The 23,223-nt window shown below is 69.5% G+C and carries 23 protein-coding genes; 14 read left to right on the top strand and 9 right to left on the bottom strand.

Annotation, left to right across the window (positions count from 1 at the left end; all coding sequences use genetic code 11):
* Positions 1-49 precede the first annotated feature (49 nt).
* Positions 50-2,263, top strand: a complete 2,214-nt coding sequence (locus ACIOTO_RS05760; RefSeq protein ID WP_400856985.1) for a chitobiase/beta-hexosaminidase C-terminal domain-containing protein — start codon at positions 50-52, stop codon at positions 2,261-2,263.
* Positions 2,264-2,308: 45 nt separating this feature from the next.
* On the opposite strand, the gene ACIOTO_RS05755 is transcribed toward ACIOTO_RS05760, so the two are convergent.
* From ACIOTO_RS05755 to ACIOTO_RS05740, 4 genes are all read right to left on the bottom strand, one after another.
* A complete protein-coding gene (locus ACIOTO_RS05755; RefSeq protein ID WP_029264006.1) occupies positions 2,309-2,521 on the bottom strand; it encodes a helix-turn-helix transcriptional regulator in 213 nt (70 codons plus the stop codon).
* Positions 2,521-3,009 carry a DUF2975 domain-containing protein gene (locus ACIOTO_RS05750; RefSeq protein WP_400856984.1) on the bottom strand — a complete coding sequence of 163 codons (489 nt, stop codon included), beginning with the start codon at positions 3,007-3,009 and terminating at the stop codon, positions 2,521-2,523. Before ACIOTO_RS05750 ends, ACIOTO_RS05755 begins: the two co-directional genes overlap by 1 nt.
* Positions 3,010-3,074: 65 nt before the next feature.
* On the bottom strand, positions 3,075-4,766 hold the full coding sequence (locus ACIOTO_RS05745; protein WP_400856982.1) for a glycosyltransferase family 2 protein: 1,692 nt from the start codon (positions 4,764-4,766) through the stop codon (positions 3,075-3,077).
* 135 nt (positions 4,767-4,901) lie between these two features.
* Entirely contained in the window at positions 4,902-5,180 is a 279-nt protein-coding gene (locus ACIOTO_RS05740; RefSeq protein WP_400858077.1) for a helix-turn-helix domain-containing protein, read from the bottom strand.
* A gap of 68 nt (positions 5,181-5,248) precedes the next feature.
* On the opposite strand from ACIOTO_RS05740, the gene map reads away from it, so the two are divergent.
* Positions 5,249-6,022: a type I methionyl aminopeptidase gene (gene map, locus ACIOTO_RS05735; RefSeq protein ID WP_400856981.1), complete on the top strand. Its 774-nt coding sequence runs from the start codon at positions 5,249-5,251 to the stop codon at positions 6,020-6,022.
* Positions 6,023-6,125: 103 nt separating this feature from the next.
* Here the strand turns inward: map and ACIOTO_RS05730 are convergent, their stop codons facing one another.
* On the bottom strand, positions 6,126-7,628 hold the full coding sequence (locus ACIOTO_RS05730) for a DUF4127 family protein (RefSeq protein ID WP_400856980.1): 1,503 nt from the start codon (positions 7,626-7,628) through the stop codon (positions 6,126-6,128).
* Positions 7,629-7,688: 60 nt separating this feature from the next.
* On the bottom strand, positions 7,689-8,405 hold the full coding sequence (locus tag ACIOTO_RS05725; RefSeq protein ID WP_029273885.1) for a GntR family transcriptional regulator: 717 nt from the start codon (positions 8,403-8,405) through the stop codon (positions 7,689-7,691).
* Between the two features lie 137 nt (positions 8,406-8,542).
* On the opposite strand from ACIOTO_RS05725, the gene ACIOTO_RS05720 reads away from it, so the two are divergent.
* The 8 genes from ACIOTO_RS05720 to ACIOTO_RS05685 all read left to right on the top strand — a co-directional run bounded on the left by ACIOTO_RS05720 (position 8,543) and on the right by ACIOTO_RS05685 (position 17,835).
* On the top strand, positions 8,543-9,832 hold the full coding sequence (locus tag ACIOTO_RS05720; RefSeq protein ID WP_029264013.1) for an ABC transporter substrate-binding protein: 1,290 nt from the start codon (positions 8,543-8,545) through the stop codon (positions 9,830-9,832).
* A 10-nt stretch (positions 9,833-9,842) separates the two neighbouring features.
* Complete coding sequence (locus tag ACIOTO_RS05715; RefSeq protein WP_231481774.1) at positions 9,843-10,814, top strand: carbohydrate ABC transporter permease; 972 nt, start codon at positions 9,843-9,845, stop codon at positions 10,812-10,814.
* Positions 10,801-11,667, top strand: a complete 867-nt coding sequence (locus tag ACIOTO_RS05710) for a carbohydrate ABC transporter permease (RefSeq protein ID WP_051662473.1) — start codon at positions 10,801-10,803, stop codon at positions 11,665-11,667. The genes ACIOTO_RS05715 and ACIOTO_RS05710 overlap by 14 nt, the downstream gene beginning before the upstream one ends.
* Positions 11,664-12,347 carry an N-acetylmannosamine-6-phosphate 2-epimerase gene (locus tag ACIOTO_RS05705; protein WP_105711815.1) on the top strand — a complete coding sequence of 228 codons (684 nt, stop codon included), beginning with the start codon at positions 11,664-11,666 and terminating at the stop codon, positions 12,345-12,347. Before ACIOTO_RS05710 ends, ACIOTO_RS05705 begins: the two co-directional genes overlap by 4 nt.
* The gene (locus ACIOTO_RS05700) at positions 12,344-13,270 is read left to right on the top strand and encodes an ROK family protein (protein ID WP_400856979.1); all 927 of its coding nucleotides are present in this window, start codon (positions 12,344-12,346) and stop codon (positions 13,268-13,270) included. Before ACIOTO_RS05705 ends, ACIOTO_RS05700 begins: the two co-directional genes overlap by 4 nt.
* Before the next feature lie 95 nt (positions 13,271-13,365).
* On the top strand, positions 13,366-13,998 hold the full coding sequence (locus ACIOTO_RS05695) for a PadR family transcriptional regulator (protein WP_400856978.1): 633 nt from the start codon (positions 13,366-13,368) through the stop codon (positions 13,996-13,998).
* 45 nt (positions 13,999-14,043) lie between these two features.
* A complete protein-coding gene (locus tag ACIOTO_RS05690) occupies positions 14,044-15,747 on the top strand; it encodes an ABC1 kinase family protein (RefSeq protein WP_400856977.1) in 1,704 nt (567 codons plus the stop codon).
* Positions 15,748-15,807: 60 nt separating this feature from the next.
* Entirely contained in the window at positions 15,808-17,835 is a 2,028-nt protein-coding gene (locus ACIOTO_RS05685) for a BCCT family transporter (RefSeq protein ID WP_400856976.1), read from the top strand.
* A 9-nt stretch (positions 17,836-17,844) separates the two neighbouring features.
* Here the strand turns inward: ACIOTO_RS05685 and ACIOTO_RS05680 are convergent, their stop codons facing one another.
* Complete coding sequence (locus ACIOTO_RS05680; protein WP_372468023.1) at positions 17,845-19,404, bottom strand: SDR family oxidoreductase; 1,560 nt, start codon at positions 19,402-19,404, stop codon at positions 17,845-17,847.
* A gap of 98 nt (positions 19,405-19,502) precedes the next feature.
* Between ACIOTO_RS05680 and ACIOTO_RS05675 the strand changes: the two genes are divergently transcribed.
* The 3 genes from ACIOTO_RS05675 (at position 19,503) to ACIOTO_RS05665 (ending at position 21,814) form a co-directional block, all read left to right on the top strand.
* Positions 19,503-20,726 (top strand): MFS transporter, encoded by a 1,224-nt coding sequence (locus ACIOTO_RS05675; RefSeq protein ID WP_372468024.1) that lies wholly within the window; start codon positions 19,503-19,505, stop codon positions 20,724-20,726.
* Between the two features lie 291 nt (positions 20,727-21,017).
* On the top strand, positions 21,018-21,500 hold the full coding sequence (locus ACIOTO_RS05670; protein ID WP_400856975.1) for an SRPBCC domain-containing protein: 483 nt from the start codon (positions 21,018-21,020) through the stop codon (positions 21,498-21,500).
* The gene (locus ACIOTO_RS05665) at positions 21,497-21,814 is read left to right on the top strand and encodes a metalloregulator ArsR/SmtB family transcription factor (RefSeq protein ID WP_308737263.1); all 318 of its coding nucleotides are present in this window, start codon (positions 21,497-21,499) and stop codon (positions 21,812-21,814) included. The genes ACIOTO_RS05670 and ACIOTO_RS05665 overlap by 4 nt, the downstream gene beginning before the upstream one ends.
* Before the next feature lie 3 nt (positions 21,815-21,817).
* On the opposite strand, the gene ACIOTO_RS05660 is transcribed toward ACIOTO_RS05665, so the two are convergent.
* Together ACIOTO_RS05660 and ACIOTO_RS05655 are read right to left on the bottom strand one after the other, a co-directional pair.
* Positions 21,818-22,369: a MarR family winged helix-turn-helix transcriptional regulator gene (locus tag ACIOTO_RS05660; protein ID WP_029264025.1), complete on the bottom strand. Its 552-nt coding sequence runs from the start codon at positions 22,367-22,369 to the stop codon at positions 21,818-21,820.
* Entirely contained in the window at positions 22,369-22,611 is a 243-nt protein-coding gene (locus ACIOTO_RS05655) for a hypothetical protein (RefSeq protein WP_091033026.1), read from the bottom strand. Before ACIOTO_RS05655 ends, ACIOTO_RS05660 begins: the two co-directional genes overlap by 1 nt.
* A gap of 129 nt (positions 22,612-22,740) precedes the next feature.
* Between ACIOTO_RS05655 and ACIOTO_RS05650 the strand changes: the two genes are divergently transcribed.
* Positions 22,741-23,199, top strand: a complete 459-nt coding sequence (locus tag ACIOTO_RS05650; RefSeq protein WP_029264027.1) for a MarR family winged helix-turn-helix transcriptional regulator — start codon at positions 22,741-22,743, stop codon at positions 23,197-23,199.
* Positions 23,200-23,223: the final 24 nt, after the last annotated feature.

The raw sequence follows: 23,223 nt of genomic DNA, 5'->3' as shown, positions 1-23,223 counted from the left end.
CTCAGCGCCGGTCCGGTGCGTCGTAGATACACACGTGGAAGAGGATGAAGTGAAGAGACAGATCGCAGGAGTGTGCACGCTCGCGGCCGTGGCCGCCGCCGTCGCATTCCCCGTCACGGCGGCGAACGCCGCCGAGGAGCTCGCGGCACCGACATTCAGCCAGGACGGCGGCCGATTCACGGAGTCGACCACCGTCACGCTCACCGCGCCGCAGGGCGCCCAGATCAGGTACACGCTCGACGGATCGACGCCGACCGCGAAGAGCCCGCTCTACAAGAAGCCGCTGGTCATCGACGAGACGACCAACCTCGCCGCGGTCTCGATCAAGGGCGGAGCGACCTCGCCCGCCGAGATCGAGGGATACATCATCAAGACCGACGAAGAGCCGCTCACGTCGTTCTTCGTGATGAGCGACGTGCACACGTCGGCCCTCACCGAGAAGAACCGGGGCATCTGGAAGAGCCACTTCGACACCCTCGCGTCGATCAACCCCGACCCCGACCTGATCATCTCCAACGGCGACCAGATCAACGACAACAACAACAACACCGCGCCCGACCACCAGGTCGTGAAGACGATCTTCGACGAGAACATCGACCGCCTCGGCCTCGACGACACCCCGATCCTGATGTCGCACGGCAACCACGACGTGGGCAACGCCGACATGGCGAAGTACTACGGCGACTGGTTCCCCAACGCGAGCGGCGGCTACTACGAGAAGACGATCGACGACCAGACGTTCCTCGTGATCGACACCGAGCGCTACTCGGGCGCGCAGCGCACCTGGCTGCAGGGACGCCTCGCCGCGCTCTCCGCCGAACCCGACGCCCTCAACACCCCGATCTTCGTCGTCGGCCACCGCCCCACCGCCAACACGGTCTACGACGGAGCCCAGGCCTCCAACGCCACCCTCACCGCCGACCTCTCCGGCTACCCGCAGGCCGTCTACTTCTCGGGTCACTCGCACCTGCACCTGAACGACGAGCGTTCGATCTGGCAGGGCGGCTTCACGGCCGTGAACGACGGATCGATGTCGTACACCGAGACCCCGCACGACGCGTACCAGATCTACGGTAACGCGCTCTGGGACGAGTTCACGATCCCGACCGCGCAGGCCCTGTACGTCGAGGTCTACGCCGACCGCACCGAGATCGACCGCATCAACTTCGCCGCCGAAGACGAGCGCACCTACGACAACGGCGCCTGGGGCTACCAGTCCGGCTACCCCTTCGCCAGCGCCGGCACGCTCGCAGGCCCCACCTGGACGGTCCGCCTCGACGGCACGACGCCCGACGAGGTGCGCGCCAACTTCGACTACACGTCGGCGGCGCGTGACGACGTCGCCCCGGTGCAGCAGGGTGCGCCCGAGCATGCCGTGACCGCAGACGGCGCCGACATCCTCCGGGTTCCCGCGGCGACCGACGACGAGTCCGTCTACGGCTACGACGTGCGGGTCCGCGACGCGGCCACCGGCGTCGAGGCGCTGCCGATCCGCGCCGGTGCGAAGGTGCTCGCCGACTTCCAGATCGCACCGCGTCCGAGCATCCTCGAGATCCCGCTCGCGATCCGCAACGGACGCCAGGCCGACGCCCCGCTGATCACCCTCACCAAGGGGACGAGCTACATCGCCGAGGTCACCGCCGTCGACATGTACGGCAACCGCTCCGAGAAGACCACGGTCTCGTTCGTCGCGGGTCGCGTCCCGGACAAGACCCGCCCGCAGGTGACGCTCGTCAGCCCGACCACGGCAGGCCCGTCGAAGGCCATCGACATCCGCGTCGACGCGACCGACGAGGTGGGTCTCGCCCGCATCGTCGCGAACATCTACCGGGGTGGCGCGCTCGTGAAGAGCACGCAGTCCGCGGCCACGGGCACGAGCGGCTCGCACGTCGCGACCGTGACGCTCCCCGACGGGACGTACACGATCAAATACAACGCGCAGGATGCCGCGGGCAACATCTCGAAGACCTCGACGTTCGATCTCACCGTCGACGCCACCGCCCCCACTGTGACCGTCAAGACCGGTGACTCGTTCACCGTCGGTGATGCGGCAGGCTACGACAAGGTCAGCTTCAAGCTCCACGACGCCGGCAAGATCGACCGGATCGAGCTCAACGGCGTCGGGAAAGACCTCTCGAACAACGTCTGGTCCGACCTCAACTTCGTGAAGCCGGGAACGTTCGGCGGAGTCGCGGGCGAGAACACGCTCCTCGTCCACGACGTCGCCGGCAACGTCACGACGGTCGAGTTCGTGCTGCGCTGATCCACCGATGCGAAGCCCCGCGGGCGTACCGCGGGGCTTCGTGCGTCAGCCGGCGTCGGGCTCCCAGCGCAGCAGATCGCCGGGCTGGCACTCCAGCACCGCGCAGAGGGCATCCAGCGTCGTGAAGCGCACCGCCTTCGCGCGACCGTTCTTCAAGACGGCGAGGTTGGTCGGCGTGATGCCGATCCGCTCGGCCAGCTCGCCGACGCTCATCTTCCTCCGCGCCATCATCACGTCGATGTCGACCACCACAGGCATCAGATCACCTCGTCGTCCAGCTCGGAGCGCAGCGCTCGCGCCTCGGCCTCACTATCGATCGCCTGCCGCAGCAGCGCCTTCATGACGACCACGAGCAGCGCCATCCCGGCGAGCACGACCCCGGCGCCGCCGATCAGCGCCACGACACCCGGCGCCGTCGACCCCGGCGCGAGCAGCGCGGCCAGGATCCAGGTGAGCGCAGCCGCCACCAGGATCGCGCCGATGATCACATTCACGTACCGGAACGACGACTCCGCGAAGATCGACCCGCGCCGCACTCGCGTCAGCAGCATCCACACGCACACCCCGAACACCTGCAGCGTGCCGACGCCCAGCACCACGAGCGACACCAGCACGATCCGACCCCACAGCTCATCCTCTGCGAGGTCGAGCCACAGCAGCGGCACGATGAGCGCCTGCACCGCCAGTGAACCCAGCAGCGCCACCGCGATCACGATGCGCAGAACGACGATCGTCGTCTTCCCCATGCCCACTCCTTCATCGAAGAACAACAGGAATCTATCGTTATTCGTTCGATGGAGCAATACGGCGGTCAATGCCGCCGGAGGGTGCGACGGATGCTGCGCACCGTGCGGCCCGCGGCGTCCTTGAGTCCGCCGCCCGGCCACTCGCGATGCAGCTCCACCGTGCCGCCCTCGCCTGCCGTGAGCGTGCAGGCGCGCCCCGCGAGGATCGGCGAACGGCCGATGCGAGCGAGCACCGCAGTATCGGCCTCCAGGGGAACGTCGAATGTCCACCCCGCCCGGCGGACCTTGACGCTGAGCGGGCCGCCTCGGGAATCCTCCGTCCGCTCGAACGAACGAACCGGATCGATCGAGACGGCGACGGCGGAGAGGTCACGTGGTCGGCGGCCGGAGAGGATGCGCTCGGTGCCGGTGCCGGTGCCGGTGCCGGTGCCGGTGCCGGCACCGTCGCGGAGGATCAGCTCGATGCGATCGTTGCGGAGCTCGCGATCCACCGCCAGGAGATTCGCCGGCAGCCCCTCGAGCGAAGAGAGCGGCAGTGACGTCAGCCGAATCGACTTCTTGGCGCCGGAGGGCTTCGCGCCGGCTGCAGGCCCGGCGGCATCCTGCGCGCCGGGGTCCGACGGCTCCGCAGCGAAAGTCTCGAACACCAGCGCATCCTTCCCGTCCTGCGTGATGTCGACGCGAACGGTGAGGTGCAGCCCGCCGCCCCGCGACCAGTGCGCGGCGGTGACCGTGGCGCGGCACTGCAGTCCCGACTCGAACGCGGCCAGGCGCACCAGGTCGTCACGCCGATCGGCGCGCAGCAGCGCCGCGCGGATGCGGTGCGCGAAGCCGAGGCCGGCATCCACGCCAGGACCGAACCGTCTCTGCGTCAGCGGGACCACCACGTCCAGCAGGCGGTCGCGATACTCGTCGGGGTACTTGACCATGCGCGGCCCCGCGATGCGCTTGAGGATCTTGCCGCGGAACCAGTGCCGCAGGAGGCGGTCGCGCAGTCGCCCCGGCTCGGTGTGCGCCTCGACGACGTCGAGGACGGTCTCCAGATGCGGGAAGTACGTCTCCGGCTCGATCCGCGCAGAGCTGGCGCTGCCCGGCTGCTTCACCCACGCGTAGCAGGGCTCGCTCGCGAGGACCGAGATGGTCGACGCGGCGAAGTACGCCTGCATCACGAACAGGTGATCCTCCAGCCGCACGCGCCCCTCCGGGAAGCGGATGCCGTTCGCCCGCAGGAACGCCGTGCGGAACATCTTGTGCGGCGTGAGCATCTCGAGCAGCGGATCGGTGCCCAGCGTCGCCCGGGGGATGTCGCGGCGGAAGATCTTGCTCGGAAGCGGGCGACCGATCCCCACTTCCTTGCCGACGACGACGTCGGACGCGTTCGCATCCGCGTAGTCGCACAGCTTCTCGAGCGCGCCGTCGAACAGGTAGTCGTCCTGGTCGACGAACTGCACGTACTTTCCGCGGGCGGCATCGACGCCGTGGTTGCGCGGCATGCCCGGCCATCCGGAGTGCTCCAGCGACAGCACCCGCACGTTCGGACGCGTGCGCGCGATGGCGGCCAAGCGCTCACCGGTCGGCTCTCCCGAGCCGTCGTCGCACAGGAGAACCTCGAACGCGGCGGGGTCGAGGGTCTGACGATCGAGCGATGCGATGAGGTCATCGAACGATGCGCCCGGCCGGAACACCGGAACCACCACGCTCACGCGGATGCTGTGCCCGCTGCTGTTGCTGCTCTCCGGCTGAATGCTCTGCGACAAAACGTCTCCCCCACGTCGACTGTTCCTCGAGCTAAACACGCCTTCCTGTGGGGGTCACCAGGCTTGCGTTTCGGCCGGGCGTGTGCAGAAGTTCGCACGGCGTGCAGGCAGAGCGGGGCGAGAGACTCCTCGAATTCAGGAGGCGATGCGTCGAGCCGGGGTCGCGGCCGTGCGGGAACCGACCTCGTCCCACACCGCATCCAGCGAGATCTCGAGCACGTCGGCGATCGCCGCGATCGTCGAGAAGGCGGGGGTGGCCACGCGGCCGGACTCGATCTTGCGCAGGGTCTCGGGGGAGATGCCGGCGTCCAGTGCGACGCTCAGCATCGACCGTTCCCCCCGCGCGCGCCGCAGCAGGGCGCCGAGGCGCTCGCCGCGCTCGACCTCGGCGGGGGTGAGCGGCATCCGGACCATCATGATGCCCATACTAATACCGGGATAGTATTACCGGGATAGTTATTGGTCACGACGGAAGAGGACCCATGATCGAGATCCTGAACGCCGACGAGCTCGCGCGGGCGCGGGCGACCGGCGCGCTCGTCGGCGACATCCTGCAGGCGTTGAAAGCCCGTGCCGCGGTCGGTGTGAATCTGCTCGACCTCGACCGGTGGGCGAAGCAGTTGATCGAGGATGCCGGTGCCGAATCCTGCTACGTCGACTACGCCCCCTCGTTCGGCAGCGGCCCGTTCGGCCACTACCTGTGCACGGCCGTGAACGACGCCGTGCTGCACGGCATGCCCCACGACTACGCCCTTCGGCCAGGAGACCTGCTCACGCTCGACCTGGCTGTGACCCTGCGCGGCATCTCGGCCGACGCGGCCATCAGCTTCGTGGTCGGCGGCACCCCGGCGGTGGAAGACCTCGCGATGATCGAGGCGACCGAGCGGGCGCTCGCCGCGGGCATCGCCGCCGCTCGACCCGGGGCCCGCATCGGCGACCTGTCGCACGCGATCGGCACAGTCCTGCACGACGCCGGCTACCCGATCAACCTCGAATTCGGCGGCCACGGCATCGGCTCGACCATGCACCAGGATCCGCACATCGCGAACGACGGGCGGCCGGGCCGCGGCTACACGCTGCGCCCCGGACTCCTGCTCGCGCTCGAGCCCTGGGTCATGGCCGACACCGACGTGCTGCGCACCGACGACGACGGCTGGACCCTGCGGAGCGCGACCGGATGCCGCACCGCACACACCGAGCACACGATCGCGATCACCGCGGACGGGGCCGAGATCCTGACACTGCCGAGATCCTGACACTGCCGAGATCCTGACACTGCCGAGATCCTGAAACTGCCGAGATCCTGAAACTGCCGAGATCCTGAAACTGCCGAAGGATCGCGCCGCATGACGCACCGGGCTAGCTCAGTACGAGCCCGATCTCGAACGATCGCCGCCACGGCAGGGTCAGTTCCTGGATGCGAACGTCCTCCGCGGGGAGCGTCGACTCCAGCAGCGCCGTCAGCTCCTCGCGGATGACCCGTTCGGCCGTCGCGACCCGGCCGTCGTCGGCCATCGGGTAGACGTCGGGGAACAGCGCGGGCCCGGAGTCGGTGCGCACGACCGCCTGGTACGCGAAGTCGTCGAGCAGTCGCGTGAGCAGGGCGATGCGGGCGGCGCGGGCATCGAACGTGTCCGTCGCCCGGCCGACCACTCCGGCTGCCGCGACCGCGACCACGCTGCCGAGCGTGTTGCCGGCCGTGTTCCACCCGCCGAACGCCTCGAGGCGCCCGAGCAGCCCCGCCTCGGCGAGCGCCCGCACGAGCGCCTCGTCGGCGCCGTTGGGGTAGCGGACGTCCGCGAGGGCCACGTGCTCGCCCGCGTCCAGCCGCTCCCGGATCAACGCGACCGTGCCGGCCACGGCATCCTCGTCCACCTGATCCGGCCGGCCGCGGAACATGTCGTGCCGGTCAGGATCGGGCGCGTGCAGCACCAGGGTCACGTCGCCGCCTTCGGAGACCTCCACGGCCCCGGCCGCGCGGATCTGCCGACTCGCGGATGCCGCGAGCGACATGTTCTCGTACGGCGGGATGCGGGTCATGCCCTCGGCATCGGCGCACGCGACCGAGAACGAGGCGGTCACGCCGGCGTTCGCGGCCAGCGCCCTGGCGACCAGCGCCGCGCCCACCTCGTCGGCACCCGGGTACATCAGCACATCGCGGCCCGACGGCAGCATCCGCATCCAGTGCCGCAGCCACACCTGTTCGGCGCTGCCCGCGGCGAACGGCGCGGTGTCATCGGCGGTGATCGCCAGGAAGTCGAGCGTCGCATCCTCGACGAGCGCGAGCGTCGACAGGTTCACGATGTGATTGCGCAGCCGCCGTGCCGAATAGTCGGACACGATCTCGGCCGGCACCGGGGTCAGCTCCGACAGGGGAAGCACGTCGGCCTCGTCGAGCAGCCGGTGCGCGTCGCCGCCGAGCGCATGGATCTCCTTGCCGTGCTCCCGCCAGTACTCCGGCTCCTCGGCGGCCGAGTACGAGTTGCTCGCCCGTGTCACGAGCGAGACGGCCGAGATGGGCAGCTCCGGCCGACGGCGGCGCACCTCGCGCAGCACGTCGAGCCGCTCCAGCACCTCGCGCGTCGTGTCGGCGCTCGTGCGGCTGGCGATCAGCCCGCCGTAGAGCAGCATGTCGACCGACACCACCACATGAACCGTGGCCGGGTCGGCGACGCGGTCGAGCAGCCAGGCGCCGAGCGCGGTCGCGTCTCCGGCGACACGGTATGAGGGCAGGATCTCGGCCGGTGGCACGTCGAGGATCACTCCGGCCACCGCGGCGACGTCGCCGGGAAGCCGCACGTTCACCGGCCGGTCGTCGAGCGGGAGCAGAGCGATGCGCGGGCGCAGAGTCGTGTCGGACACGGGGGAGTGCCTTTCGTCAGGGGACTTCGGGGAGTTCGGGTGGCGATTCGGAAACGGGGGTCAGGGGCGCGAGATCGAGACCAGGTACGAGTAGCGGTCGCCCCGGTACACCGATTCGGCGTACTCGATCGGGCGGCTGCGCGCGTCGTAGGTGGTGCGCTTGACCAGGAAGGCGGGCGAGAACGGCGGCGTCTGCAGCGCGTCGGCCTGCTCCTCGTCGAGCACGACCGCATGGATCTCCTGGTCGGCGCGGACCGCGGAGATGCCGAACCGCGAGCGCAGATCCTCGTACAGCGAGTCTCCGACGATGCCGTCTTCGAGGCCCGGCACTGCGTCGGCGGCGATCGAGCAGACCTCGAGGCAGATCGGGATGTCGTCGGCGGTGCGCACCCGGCGGATGCGGACGACGGGTGACTGCGGGCTGAGGTTCAGCGCGTACCCGGCGGTCTGCCCCGCGGATGCGGTGCCGACGTCGACCGACAGCGAACCGGGACGCATGTTGCGCGTGTGCATGTCTTCCGAGAACGAGGTGAGCTCGAAGGTCTTGCTGATGCGGGAGGCGCTCACGAACGTGCCGGCCCCCTGCAGGCGGTAGACCAGGCCGTCGCGCTCCAGCTCGTCGAGGGCACGCCGCACGGTCTGCCGGTTCACCTCGAGCGACTCGGCGAGGTCGCGCTCGGTCGGCAGCTTCTCGTGCGGGGCGAGCCCCTGCTGGATGACCTCTTCCAGATGCCGTCGCACCCGCTCGTGCTTCGTCACGCCTTCGATCGACGACATGCCACCCCTCCGGTCTGCCCATTTGGACTAACCCAATCTTGACGATCACCCCTGGATGTGTCAATGTCTGTTCTCAGCGGTTCCGAATTGGTCTATTCCAATCCTTTTGTAAGGTCAATGATGAGCGGAGAACTCCCATGCACACGAAGCAGCACATGCGCCGGCGCGCCCTGATCGCCGGTGCCCTGACCACAGCCACGGTCGTCGCCCTCACCGGATGCGGTGCGGGAGGCGGCGACGCCGACGGCCCGACCGAGATCACGTTCTCGTACCTCTGGGGCGGTGAAGAGGCGAAGGCGCTCGAAGAGATCATCGCCGACTTCAACGGCAGCCAGGACGAGATCGTGGTCAAGGGCGTCTCCAGCCCCGACACCCAGAAGCAGTTGACCTCGATGTCGTCATCGAACGGATCGTTCGACATCTCCGACAACTTCGGCAACACGGTCGGCGCCTGGGCCTCGAAGGGCATCCTCGCCCCTCTGGACGACGCGATCGCGGCCGAGGGCATCGAGATCGACGACTTCATCCCCAGCGCCATGGAGCAGATGACCTACGACGGCAAGATCTACTCGCTGCCGATCGCCACCCACAGCTTCCAGCTGCTCTACAACACGCAGCTGCTGGAGGAAGCCGGCGTCACCCCGCCGACCACCATGGACGAGCTCGCGGCCGCGATCGAGAAGCTCACCGTGGTCGACGGATCCGGGAAGATCACGCAGCTCGGCCTCGGTTCGGCCAACGACAGCACGACCCTGACCACCCTCGGCTACGCGTTCGGCGGCAGCTGGGACGGCGAAGACGGCCCCACCCCCGCCGAAGACGGCAACCTCGAAGCCCTGCAGTGGTACCAGGACAACGTGATCGAGCCGGTCGGCGCCCAGGCCATGGCGACCTTCGTCTCGGGCCAGGGAGAGTACCTCTCGGCGCAGGACCCGTTCTTCAGCGGCAAGGTCGCGATGATCATCGACGGTGAATGGCGCTCGGCCTCCGCGGCCAAGATCGCCCCGGACTTCGAGTGGGGTGTCACGGCGATCCCGGCCGCCTCGCCCGAGCTCGAGAACAGCACGCAGGTGACCGCCAGCACGCTCTTCATCCCCGCGAACTCGAAGCACAAGGAGGAAGCGGCCACGTTCCTCGCCTACCTCGTCAGCGAGGAGCCGATGGAGAAGTTCGCCGTCGCGCTCGGCAACCTGCCCGGACGCACGTCGCTCGCCGGCAGCGCCGCCTTCGACAGCCTGCAGGACTTCGGCGTGTGGGCCGACGCGGCATCCTCCCCGAACGCGAAGGCGCTCGCGAGCCTTCCGTACAGCGCCGAGTACGCCACCGACCTCGCCACCGCCTTCGATGAGGTCGTCCGTCTCACGGCGACCCCCGAAGAGGCGATCGCGACGGTCGAGGAGCGCATGGCCAACTACTCCACGAAGTGATCGAGGCTCCGTGACCACTGCAACAGCACGCCGGGTCCGGCAGGAGAATGCTCCTGCCGGGCCCGGCGGGCGTGCCCCGCGGCGGCGTCGCACCCGCCGGTCGACCCTGATCGGCCTCGCGTTCGCGTCGCCGTTCATCGTCGGATTCCTGTTCCTCTTCGCCTACCCGATCGCCGCGTCCGCGTACTACAGCTTCACCGACTTCAACCTGTTCCAGTCCCCGGAGTGGGTGGGTCTGGCGAACTACGTGCAGATGTTCAACGACGGCGTCTTCTGGAAGTCGCTCGCGAACACCGCCGTCCTCACCGTCTTCGGTGTTCCGCTCGCGATCGGCATCGCCCTCGCGGGTGCGCACCTGCTGAACACCCCGGTGCGGGGTCAGCCGCTCTACCGCGCGCTCGTCTACCTGCCCTCGATCGTGCCCGTCGTCGTCGGCGGCTACCTGTGGCGCTGGCTGCTCAACGCCCAGTACGGCTTCGTGAACTACTTCCTGTCCTGGTTCGGCATCGAGGGGCCGGCCTGGTTGCAGGAGCCCGAATGGACCAAGCCCGCCATCATCCTGATGTCGCTGTGGACCGTCGGCGGAACGATGATCATCTACCTCGCCGCCCTCCAGGAGGTCCCGAAGGAGCTGTACGAGGCGGCCGAACTGGATGGCGCGGGCATGTGGCGCCGCTTCACCAGCGTGACCTGGCCGACCGTCTCGCCGGTCACCCTGTTCCAGGTGATCGTGAGCATCATCGGATTCCTGCAGATCTTCACGCAGCCGTACATCCTCTCCCAGGAGCGGCTGAATCAGGCCGGCTCCGGGCCGGGGCAGTCGATGCTGTCGTACGCGATGTACCTGTATCAGAACGCGTTCGTGTTCCTGAAGATGGGCTACGCGTCGGCCATGGCCTGGACCCTGTTCATCATCACGCTGGTCGTGAGCCTGATCGTGCTCGCGACCTCGAGGAAGTGGGTGCACGATGGCACACGCTGACGTCGCCGTCATCCGCAAGCGTCCCCGGCGGGTGCGCCGGACGATGCGCCGTGTCCGGCAGCAGGTCTCGGTCGCGCTGCTCGCGCTGCTGTTCCTTTTTCCGCTGCTCGTGATGCTGTCGACCGCGTTCAAGACGCCGGGCGACGTGTTCTCCTCGCCGCCGTCGTTGCTGCCGACCGACTGGACGATGGACAACTTCGCCGAGGCGTTCGAGCAGATCCCGGTGTGGCGTTATCTCGGGAACACCCTGTTCGTGTCGGGGATGAGCATCCTCGGCACGGTCATCTCGTGCCCGCTCGTGGCCTATGCGCTGGCCAAGGTGCGCTGGCGCGGCTCCCGCCCGCTGCTCATCCTGGTGCTGGCCACCATGATGCTCCCGCCGCAGGTCACCCTCATCCCGCTGTTCCTGGTGTGGAACGGGCTGGAGGCGACCAACACCTACCTGCCGCTGATCGTCCCCGCGTTCCTCGGCACGCCGTTCTTCATCTTCATGATCCGGCAGTTCCTGCTCGCGGTGCCGGACGAGCTGATCGAGGCCGCCCGCCTGGACGGCGCCTCCGAGTTCCGCACCTACGCGACGATCGTGCTGCCGTTGGCGCGGCCCGCCATCGTGACGGCGGCGATCTTCCAGTTCGTGTGGGCGTGGACCGACTTCCTCAACCCGCTCATCTATCTGAACGACGAGTCCACCTATACGCTTTCGATCGGTCTGTACGCCTTCTTCGGTGAGAACGACGTGGCGTGGGGGCCGCTGATGGCCGCCTGCGTCATGTTCACCCTTCCGGCCGTGGTGATCTTCCTCATCGGTCAGAAGTTCTTCATCGGTGGCGCCAGCGCAGGAGCTCTCAAATGACCAACGACCCCCTCGAACTCCTCACCGGACGCCTGATCGCCTCGGTGCAGGCGCAGTCGGGAAGCCCGGTGCGCGACACGGAGGTGATCGCCGCGCTCGCCGAATCCGCGCTGCTCGGAGGCGCGAGCGGCCTGCGCCTGAACGGCCCCGACGACATCCGCCGGATGCGGGCGGCGACGGATGCTCCGATCATCGGCCTGCACAAGGTGCACAACGGGGTCCGGAACGTGATCACCCCCGACGTCGCGCTGGCGCTCGGCCTCGCGGAGGCGGGAGCCGACATCATCGCGGTGGATGCCACCGTGGAGCAGCTGGGCGACAGGTTCGACCTGCTGCGCGAGATCACGGAGGCGACCGGGCGTCCGGTGATGGCCGACGTCTCCACCCTCGACGAGGGGATGCGCGCCCGGGAAGCCGGAGCGGCCGTGGTCGGTACGACCCTCTCGGGATACACGCCGCACTCGGCGCGGGGCGAGGGGCCGGATCTGCAGCTGGTCGCGGATCTCGTCGCCGCCGGCATCCCCACCATCGCCGAGGGGCGGTACCAGACGACCGAGCAGGTGCGCCAGGCGTTCGATGCCGGCGCACTCGCCGTGGTGGTCGGCGGGGCGATCACCGACCCGATCGCGATCACCCGGCGCTTCGTCGCGGTGACGCCGGCGGTGCGGAGCCCGGCATGATCATCGGCGTCGACATCGGCGGCACGAAGATCGCGGTCGCCGGGTTCGCGCGCGACGGCGATCGGCTCGAGAGGGCCACCGAGGTGCGCACCCTCGCGACACCGTCTCGCGCGGGTGGTCCGGCCATCGTGCAGGCGGTGGCGGATGCCGTGCGCGCGGTGCGCGGTGGCGATCCGGTGGAGGCGGTCGGAGTCGGCACCGCGGGTGTGGTCGGGCCGGACGGCACGATCACCTCGGCCACGGATGCGATCAGCGGCTGGGTCGGATTCCCGCTGCGGAGTGCCCTCGCAGATGCGGTCGGCGCCCCGGTCGCGGTGGTCAACGACGTGCATGCCGCCGCGGTGGCCGAGGCCGAGCGGGGCGCCGGAGCGGGCGCGGACGCGATGCTGATGGTCGCGGTCGGCACCGGGATCGGGGGCGCCGTCGTTCTCGCGGACGGACTGCGTCGCGGGGTCACCGGCACCGCGGGGTCGATCGGACACATGGAGATCTCGCTGCCCCCGAACCTCGCCGAGCGCCGCTGCCCCTGCGGTGGCTTCGGCCACGTGGAGGCCGTGGCCTCCGGCCCCGCTCTGGAGCAGACGTTCTTCGAGGAGACCGGGGCGCACCTCCCGCTGCGCGAGGTGCATGCGGCGGCTCTGCGCGGAGACGCCTGGGCGGAACGGGTGATCCGCGACGGTGCGCACCATCTCGGGCGCGCCCTCGCGAGCGCCAATGCGGCCCTCGACGTCGAGGTGATCGTCGTCGGCGGCGGGGTCGCCGAGATCGGTGAGACCTATCTGGCCGAGGTGCGGCGGGCCTATCGCGCGGCCGCGATGCCCGGACCCTCGGCGGCTCGCGTGGTCCCGGCGCAGCTCGGGATCGATGCGGCTCTCACCGGTGCCGCGCTCCTCGGCGCGCGCCTGGTCGAGCGCTCGGACTGAGATCGGGAGCGCCGCCCTCCCTCCTGAAACTCCCACCCCATCCTCAGGGTGAACGACATATCGTTGAGTATCGTTCACCCCATCAGGAGGTCATCATGAACAACGCATTCCCCTCCAACCCGTTCGGCGGCACCAGCGGCTCCGGGAACAACGGCGGCCCCGGCGGCCTCTTCGGCGGCGCCAACTTCGGCACGGGCCCCGGCGGTCCGGCATCCGCGATCTTCGAGGCGATGGACCAGCTCCGCAAGTCGTTCGAGCCCCGCCCGTCCGGCGGCTCGCGCATGGCCCGCGGTGATGTCCGCACGGCCGTGCTCTCCCTGCTCGCCGAGAAGCCGATGCACGGCTACCAGATCATCAACGAGATCGCCGAGCGCAGCGGCGGCACCTGGAAGCCGAGTGCCGGCTCCGTGTACCCCACGCTGCAGCTGCTCGCCGATGAAGGACTCATCGAGGCCGAGGAGCAGAACGGCCGCAAGACCTACTCGCTCACCGAGGCCGGCCGCGCCGTCGCCGACGAGAGCTCCGAGACCCCGGCCCCGTGGGAGTCGTCCGGCAAGGACGGCCACCGTGACAGCGCCCGCTTCAGTGCGCTGCCCAAGGCGGGCGTCGACCTCGCCGCCGCCGCAGCGCAGGTCGGTCGCAGCGGTTCTCCCGAGCAGGTGCAGCAGACCATCGAGATCCTCGACGAAGCCCGCCGTAGGCTGTACTCGATCCTCGCGCAGGACTGACCGCGCAGTGCGGCATCGGGTGAGGGCCTGCGAGAGGACCACGCGATGACGGATGCCGCGGCACAGGGCGCCCACCGCGCCAGGTACCGCCGCATCGTGTCGTTCGCGGGCCGGGAGTTCCTGAAGATCTGGTGGTTCGAGCTGGTGCTCCCGCGGCTCGGCATGAGCCGGGTCGCCGAGCGCACACGAGGGCAGCGGATGCAGACGTTCGCGCGTCGCTTTCATGTGCTCGCGGTCGAACTCGGCGGTCTCATGATCAAGGTCGGACAGTTCATGTCGTCGCGCCTCGACGTGCTGCCGCCCGAGATCACGAAAGAGCTCGAGGGGCTGCAGGACGAGGTGCCGGCCGTGCCCACCGCGGCCATCCGCGCGCTCGCCGAGGCCGAACTCGGCGTCCCGCTCGAGCGTGCCTACGCGTGGTTCGACGACACTCCGCTCGCGGCGGCCTCCCTCGGTCAGGTGCACCGGGCCCGGCTCTCGGCACTCGACGCGGCCGACACCGGACTCGGCCACGTCGTCGTCAAGGTGCAGCGGCCGGGCATCGACGGCATCGTCGCGGTCGACCTCGCCGCGCTCCGCCGGGTCGCGCGCTGGTTGACCCGCGTGCGCCTCGTCGCCGACCGGGTCGATGCTCCCGCGTTGGTCGAGGAGTTCGCCGCGACCAGCCTCGAGGAGATCGACTACCTGCACGAAGCCGCGAGCGCCGAGCGGTTCCGCGAGAACTTCGCCGACGACCCGCGCGTCGCCGCTCCCGAGATCGTGTGGGAGCGGTCGACCCGTCGGGTGCTCACGCTGTCCGACGTCACCGCGATCAAGATCAATGACACGGATGCGCTGCGTGCCGCCGGCATCGACCCGTCCGCGGTCGCCGCGGTGTTCGCCGAGGTCATGTTCGACCAGGTGTTCACGCACAGCTTCGTGCACGCCGACCCGCACCCCGGCAACATCTTCGTGACGCCGGTCCCCGCGGGCGCAGGCGAGTCGGGGCGGAACTTCCAGCTCACGTTCATCGACTTCGGGATGATGGCCGAGGTTCCCGACAGTCTCCGCGACGGGCTGCGCACGCTCCTCATCGCGGTCGCCGGGCGTGACAGCCGCGGCCTCGTCGCCGCCGCCCAGGAGATCGGCGTCCTGCTGCCATCGGCCGACACCAACGAGCTCGAACGTGCTCTGAGCGCGCTGTTCGCCCGCTTCGGCGGCATGGGTTTCGCCGAACTCAGCAAGGTCGATCCCCGGGAGTTCCGCGACTTCGCGGAGGAGTTCGGCGACATGGTGCGCTCGCTCCCGCTGCAGCTGCCCGAGAACATGCTGCTGCTCATCCGCGCGGTCTCGCTGACCTCGGGCATGTGCAGCGGACTCGACCCGGCGTTCAACGTGTGGGATGCCGCCGAGCCCTACGCCGCACGCCTGCTGCGCGACGAGAGCGGCAACATCGTGCAGGCTTTCGCGGGCCAGGCGATGGACACGATGGCGACGACCTGGCAGCTGCCCGGCCGCATCGACCGGATCATCACCCGCATCGACGACGGCAACGTGTCGTTCGACACCTCGCGGCTCGAGCGTCGCCTCGATCGGCTCGAGGGCATCGCGCGTCGCATCGCCTCGGGAGTGCTGTTCGCGGCGCTGCTCGTGGGCGGTGCCCTGCTCGTCCCCTCGCTGCCTCCGCTGGGCATCACCCTGATCTGCGTCTCGGCCCTGCCGCTGCTGCACTCGGTGTTCGCCGGCGTCGGTCGCCGCGGCTCGCGGTAGGGCGCGGCCCGCGGTAGGCGGGGCACGCGACAGGTATATCGCGTGACAGGATGGTGTGCCATGGAGACCCCTGACGAGAAGCCGCCCGCACGCTCCGCAGGAAGCACCCCGCCGCGCCCCCGCACGGATGTCGTCGGCACGGGCGTGAACCGCCTCCCGGCCAAGGCCACCGAGGCCGCGAAGAAGATCGTCCGCGACATCGCGGCCGTCCCGCCGCGCAGCGTGCATCCGGCCCTCGTGCCCGGCGTCTCGGTCGAGGAGACCGGCCGCACCTACCGCACCGACGCACTCGTGTTCGGCGTCGCGGTGGCGCTCACGGTCGCCTTCATCGCGTGGGGCGTCTTCGCCGGCGACAACCTCTCGGGCACGACCTCGGCCGTGCTCGGCTGGGTGGTGGAGTACTTCGGGTTCTTCTTCACGACCATCGCCACGATCATCCTGGTGTTCATGCTGTTCGTCGGCTTCAGCCGCTACGGCCGCATCCCCCTCGGCCGCGACGACGAAGAGCCCGAGTACTCGATGTTCTCGTGGATCTCGATGCTGTTCGCCGCTGGCATGGGTATCGGTCTGGTGTTCTGGGGTGCGGCCGAGCCGCTCACCTTCTTTGAGAGCCCGCCGCCGGGCACGGTCGAGGCGAGCACCCTCGACGCCATGCACACGGCGCAGACGCAGGTGCTGTACCACTGGGGCCCGCAGGCGTGGGCGTTCTACGCGCTCGTCGGTGGTGCGATCGCCTACGGCGCCTACCGCCGCGGCCGCACCCCGCTGATCTCGTCGATCTTCGCCCCGCTGCTGGGCGAGGGCCGCACGGCCGGACCCCTCGGCCGCACGATCGACATCTTCTCGATCATCGTCACGCTCTTCGGAACCGCAGCATCCCTCGGCCTCGGCGCCCTGCAGATCGGGCACGGCGTCGAGATCGTCAGCGGCGCCGGCCCGCTCGGCAACGGCATCCTCATCGCGGTCATCGCCGTGCTCACCGCGTGCTTCATCGCCTCGGCAGTCTCGGGCGTCTCCAAGGGCATCCGGGCGCTGTCGAACATCAACGCCGTCGTCGCGCTGCTGCTGGCGTTCTTCGTGTTCTTCGTCGGACCGACGCTGCTCATCCTCAACGTGATCCCCTCGGTCGCCGTGCAGTTCATCGGCGACCTGCCGCAGATGATCGGCCGGTCGGCATCGCAGGGCGAGGCCGCGCAGACGTTCCTGTCGAGCTGGACCATCTTCTACTGGGCATGGTGGATCTCGTGGTCGCCGTTCGTCGGCATGTTCATCGCGAAGATCTCGCGCGGCCGGAGCCTGCGCCAGTTCGTGTCGGTCGTCATCGTGGTGCCCTCGGTCATCTCGCTCATCTGGTTCGCGATCTTCGGCACCACGGCCATCCAGCAGCAGATGGACGGCGCGAACCTCGCCGTCGACCCGCCGGAGGAAGTGCTGTTCGGCGTGCTCGAGAACCTGCCGTTCCCGCTGATCACGAGCATCGTGCTCATCCTGCTGATCGCGATCTTCTTCGTCACCGGCGCGGATTCCGCCTCGCTCGTGATGGGCACCCTCTCGCAGCAGGGGCGCCCCGAGCCGGCGCGCTGGGTCGCGGTCGTCTGGGGTGTCCTGGTCGGCGTGATCGCGGCCGTGCTACTCGTCACCGGCGAGGAGGGGAGCGGGCTGAAGTCGCTGCAGAATGTGACGATCATCGCGGCGCTGCCGTTCGCGATCATCATGGGCTTCATGATGATCGCGTTCATGAAGGATCTGCGGCGCGATCCGCTGATCCTGCGCGACCGCTACGCCCGCGCCGCCGTGCGCCACAGCGTGATGGCGGGGCTCGAAGAGTACGGCGACGACTTCGCGCTCGTGCCCGTCGAGTACGACCACTCGGAGGACGACCTCGCCTGGATCGATGAGTCGACCGTCGATGAGACGCTGGCCGAGGTCTACGAGGCGGCCACCGAGGCGATCGACATCATCCCGCCCGCCGAGGTGGATGCCGTGGTCGACGCGGCGCTCGACGGTTCGGCAGCGCCGGATGCGGCGCCGGATGCGGCGCCGGATGCAGCGGCGGATGCGGATGCGGAGCGACCGCGGGAGGCGTGATTCCCGGCGTCAGGCGCTCTCGGCCGCAGCGGTGATCCGCGAGGCCATGCTGGCGAAGATCAGCCCGTGGAAGGGCAGCACCGCGAGCCAGTACAGGCGCCCACTGAGCCCGCGCGGGAAGAAGATCGCCCGCTGCTCGTAGCGGGCGCCGGCGGCGTCGGGGAGCGCACGCAGCTCGAGCCAGGCCTCGCCGGGCACCTTCATCTCGGCACGGAGCCGCAGCAGTCCACCGCTCGCCGCCGACGACTCGGTCGCCGCGCCCGGCTCCTCGACGGCCTCGACGCGCCAGAAGTCGATCGCGTCGCCCACGCGGGCGACCGTCTGACTGCGGCGACCGCGGCGCAGGCCCACCCCGCCGACCACGCGGTCCATCAGCCCGCGCACCGCCCAGAGGAACCGCGAGGAGTACCAGCCGTTCGTTCCACCGATGCCCAGCACCACGGACCACAGCCGGTCGACGGATGCCGAGGTGACGAGCGTGCGCGCGTCGGTGAAGACCGTGCGGCCCGCCCAGTCCGGGTCGCTCGGCAGCGGGTCGCTGGGGGCGCCCGAGACCTCGGAATCCTGCCAGCTCGTCTCGATCGCGTCGGCGTCGACCCGCCCGAGCGCCAGGTCTACGGCTCGTCGATACGGTGTCAGGCCGCCCTCCGGCTGCGGGATCAGCTCGTCGACCGCGTGGTCCTTCATGATGCACTCGTTCTGCAGCGACGCCACGAGCGGGCGGGCGATCGAGCGGGGAACCGGCGTCACGAGGTTGACCCAGTGCGAGGCGAGACCGGGAGTCAGCACGGGCAGCGCGGCGATCGCACGCTGGGGCAGACCGGCCTCGACCGCGTAACCGTTCATCATCTGTCCGTAGCGCAGCACGTCGGGTCCGCCGATGTCGACCGCGCGGTTCACGTCGGCGTCGACTCGGGCGGCGCCGAGCAGATAGTGCAGCACGTCGCGTACGGCGATCGGCTGGATGCGGTTGCGCACCCACTTCGGCGCCGGCATGTACGGCAGCACGTCGGTGAGGTGCCGGATCATCTCGAACGACGCCGACCCCGACCCGATCACGACCCCCGCCTGCAGCACGAGCGTCGGCACGCCGGACTGCAGGAAGATCTCGCCGACACGCACGCGGGAGCGCAGATGGGGTGACAGCTTCACGTCGTCCGGATGCAGTCCGCCGAGGTAGACGATGCGCCGCACACCCGCGTGGGCCGCGGCCTCGGCCACCGTCGTCGCCGCGCGCTCGTCGCTCTCCTCGAACCCCTTGCCGGCGGTCATCGAGTGGATCAGGTAGTACACGACGTCGACGTCGTCCATGGCTGCGGCGACAGCATCCGCGTCGTCGGCCGACCCTTCGACGATCTCGCAGTCGGGACCCCAGGGGAAGGATGCCGCGCGCGCGGCGTCGCGTGCCAGCACCCGCACGCGATATCCGGCGTTGAGCAGCCGCGGGGTGAGTCGCCCACCGACGTATCCGGTCGCGCCGAGCACGAGCGCGCGCGGCGCCGATCCGTCGTCGCGGGGGAGGGCGCGCAGCGCCTCTTCGTCGCCGGTGGGCTGGGTGAGTGGGGCCATGGGTCGAGCGTACGACGGGCAGGGGGTGGCGGGTACGGGGTTGTGGCGACGAGTCTGTGCGGATAGGGAGTACGCGCCGGGCCGTTACGATCGTAGACATGGCTTCAATCGAATCGATTCGACGAACGGCTCCGGACCGGGCGTCCCGGCGCGCCCGCATCGCCGTCTCCGCCCTGTTCCTGACCAACGGGGCGCTGTTCGCGAACATCCTGCCGCGCTACCCGGAGATCAAGGCCGGACTCGGACTCGACAACCTCGGCTACGGCTTCGCGATCGCCGCGTTCCCTGCGGGTGCCATCGCCGCCGGGCTCCTGGCCGCGGTGCTGATCCGCCGGTTCGGCTCGGCGCGCATCGCCGTGATCGGCACCGTGCTCACCAGCATCGGCCTGCTCTCCGCCGCCCTCGCCCCTTCGGGGGTGCTGTTCGCCGTCGCGCTGTTCCTCGGCGGAGCATCCGACGCCATCACGGATGTCGCGCAGAACGCCCACGGCCTCCGCGTGCAGCGGCGCTACGGACGCTCGATCATCAACGGATTCCACGCGATCTGGTCGATCGGTGCCGTGATCGGTGGGGCGATGGCCGCCGTCGCGATCGCCCTGCAGCTGCCGCTGGGTGTGCACCTCGGCATCTCGACCGCCGTTTTCGCGACCGTCGCCCTCGTGGCCCTGCGGTTCTGCCTCCCCGGCCGCGACGACGAGACCGAGACGGATGCCGTCGCCGCCCCGGCCGAGGTGACGGGGGCGCTGCGTCGCCACGTGACCCCGCGCACCGTGATCGCGATCATCGCGCTCACCCTCATCGCGATGGCCGGAGCCGTCGCCGAGGATGCCGGCAACTCCTGGGCGACCCTGTACCTCGCCGACTCGCTCGGGGCCGCGGCGGCGATCGCCCCGCTCGGCTTCATCGCCCTGGTCGGCGCGCAGTTCATCGGCCGGATGCTCGGCGACCCGCTCACCGACCGGTTCGGGCAGCGCTGGGTCGCGCGAGTGGGCGGCATCATCGCGGCGGTGGGCATGACGCTCGCGCTCGCCTTCCCGACCGTCCCGGGCACGATCCTCGGGTTCGCGGCCGTCGGCTTCGGCATCGCGACCCTCATCCCCGCGGCGATGCATGCCGCCGACGAGCTGCCGGGGCTGCGGGCGGGCGTCGGGCTCACGGTCGTGTCGTGGCTGCTGCGCCTCGGGTTCCTGCTGTCGCCCCCGTTCGTGGGGTACATCGCCGAGACGGAGAGCCTGCGTGCCGGGCTGCTCGTCGCCCCGGTCGCCGCCCTCGTCGCCGTGCTGCTCGCCGGGTTCCTGGAGAAGCGCCGCCCGCGGGGGTAGTCGGCATCCGTCCCCGGCATCCGGCATCCGCCCCGGCATCCGTCCCGTCCGTCCCCGACTCGCGTGCAGATGTCGGACGAATGCACGGATGCAGGACGGATCCGCGGTGTTTCGTCCTGCATCCGTGAATCGGTCCTGCAAGTGGCGTGGGACGGAGGTGGGTCGGAGCCCGGGTGCGGATGCCGTGACCCTGGAAACTGCAACTCGGGGGTTGCGCAGTCGGAACCCGTGTGCAACTCTGGAGTTGCAGTTGGTCGACCGGGCCAGCGCGAGACTCCGAAAGGATCCATCATGGTGAACATGACCCACAACGAGGCATCCGTCGTCGACGAGGAGACCTTCTCCGTCCGGCGCAGCATCCAGATCGCGGCACCCGTCGAGAAGGTGTGGCGAGCGGTGGCCGAGCCCGAGCACGTCTCCCGCTGGTTCGGGCGCACCGTTCTCGACGGCACCGGCGTCGGCGCGACCGGCACGATGACGTTCCCCGACTACGACGTGATCCCGCTGCGGGTCGACGAGTACGACGAGCCGCGGCGCATCACGTACCGCTGGAACAACGACGACGCCCTCGGGAAGCTCCCCGACAGCATCGACGAGGCGACCTCGACCGTCTTCACCTTCACGCTCGAGGAATCCGACGGCGGCACCCGCCTGACGGTCGTCGAGAGCGGTTTCGAGCGCACGTCCGACCCGCGCGGCAACCTCGAGTCGCACCGCACGGGCTGGGACCTGGAGCTCGACAAGATGGTCGCCCTGGTGGAAGGCGAAGCGTGACCACAGAGACGCTGCTGCCCATGTTCGCGGCGCTCGCGGACGAGACGCGCTGGAGCATCCTGACGGCTCTCGGCGAGGGGGATGCTTCGGCATCCGCCCTCGCCGGGCGCCTTCCGGTGTCTCGACAGGCGATCGCGAAGCACCTCGCCGTCCTGCAGGAGGTCGGCCTGGTCGAGCCCGTGCGCGTCGGTCGCGAGGTGCGCTTCCGCGTCGTTGGCGCCGAGCTCTCCGCCACCGCCGCGAAGCTCGACGTGATCGGCCGTGAGTGGGACCGTCGCCTCGCCGCGATCAAGGAGATCGCGGAAGGCCTGTAGCCGTCACTCCGCTTCGGGCCCCGCCTGGTCGCGGATCACGTCGCGCAGCTCCTCGTCGAGGTCGGATGCCTCTTCGATCGCAGCCGTCATCCCGGCGAGGAACCGGGTGACGACGGCCCGCTCCTGGTCGGAGAGCTCGTCGACGAGCGTGAGCATGCGGTGGTGCATCGCCCCCAGCGTGGCGCGCACCTCTTCATCACTGCTGACGGTCGGGACGACGACCCCTGCCCGGCGGTCGGTGGGGTGCGCCTCACGGCGGACATGACCGCCCTTCTCGAGGCGGTCGATGAGCGTCGTGGTCGATGCGGTCGAGATGTTGAGCATCCGGGCGATGTCGATCGCGCGCACGATCCTGCCGGCCCGCTGCTCCCGCAGGAGGAATCGCAGGGCCATGAGGTCGGTCTCGTTCATGCCCATGGAGATGCGGGTGCGCTCACGCATCGCGGTCTCCGCTGCGCGGTAGCGGCGCAGCATGTTCAGCACGTCGATGGTGCTCGTGCTCTCGCCGTCGGGGTACCAGTATCCGGAGCGGGCGTGGTCCTGAGGTTCGGCCATCACGCCACCCCCTCTCCGTCGTCGAGGGTGCGTGCCGTGCTGAGTTCGAGCATCTCGATCGCGCCGGTCGCCACCTCGGCGGGGACGACGAGGAGGAAGCCGCCGGTGATGGCGTCGTTCTCGGCCTCGATGATGCGCGCGATGCGATCCCGGGCGACGGTGGGGAACTGCGCGTGGAGGTGATCGAGCAGGTCGGCGAAGCCGATGTACCGCTCGTCCGTGAGGTCTATGGGCTCGACCATGACGTCCCTTCTCGTCGTGATTCCATCCTCTCATCGTCGGAAGCCCCTGATGATCGACCGATTTCGCTAGACGAACCGGTAATCAGGCGATCGAGGTAACATGGGCCGCCAGGGGAAGGCGAGGGTGTGATGGGGGCGAAGCTGGAGATCGCGACGCGGGAACTCGCGCGCGAAGTCGAGGCTCTGCGCCGCGTCGACGCCAGGCTCGGACGCCGTCTCGCAGCCGAGCGTCAGCCCAATGAGACCGACCGTGCTGCCATGGGCTTCATCGCGGATGCGCCCCTTGACCGGCCGGTCACGCCCGGCGATCTCGCCCAGCATCTGGGGGTGAGCACCGCAGCGGTCACCGCCTTGATCCGCCGGCTCACCGCACGCGGGCACATCGTCGTCTCCGTGCACCCGGATGACGCACGGTCGAAGATCCTCCGCCCGTCGTTGCGCGACCTGCACTCGCCCGCAGACGAGATCTCCCGGCGGGTCGCCGACATCGAGAGCGAATTCACGCCGGAGCAGCTCTCCGTGATCTCCCGGTTCCTCCGTCGCCTCACGGAGGAGATCTCCGAGCTCGCAGAGTCGTCCCGGAGCTAGCTTCGGCTCCTCGCCCCGCGCCGC

The sequence above is a fragment of the Microbacterium sp. NPDC087592 genome, from assembly GCF_044743585.1.
Lineage (GTDB): Bacteria > Actinomycetota > Actinomycetes > Actinomycetales > Microbacteriaceae > Microbacterium.
The sequence above is the reverse complement of the archived record's forward strand: the minus strand, read 5'-3'. Positions and strand labels throughout refer to the sequence as shown.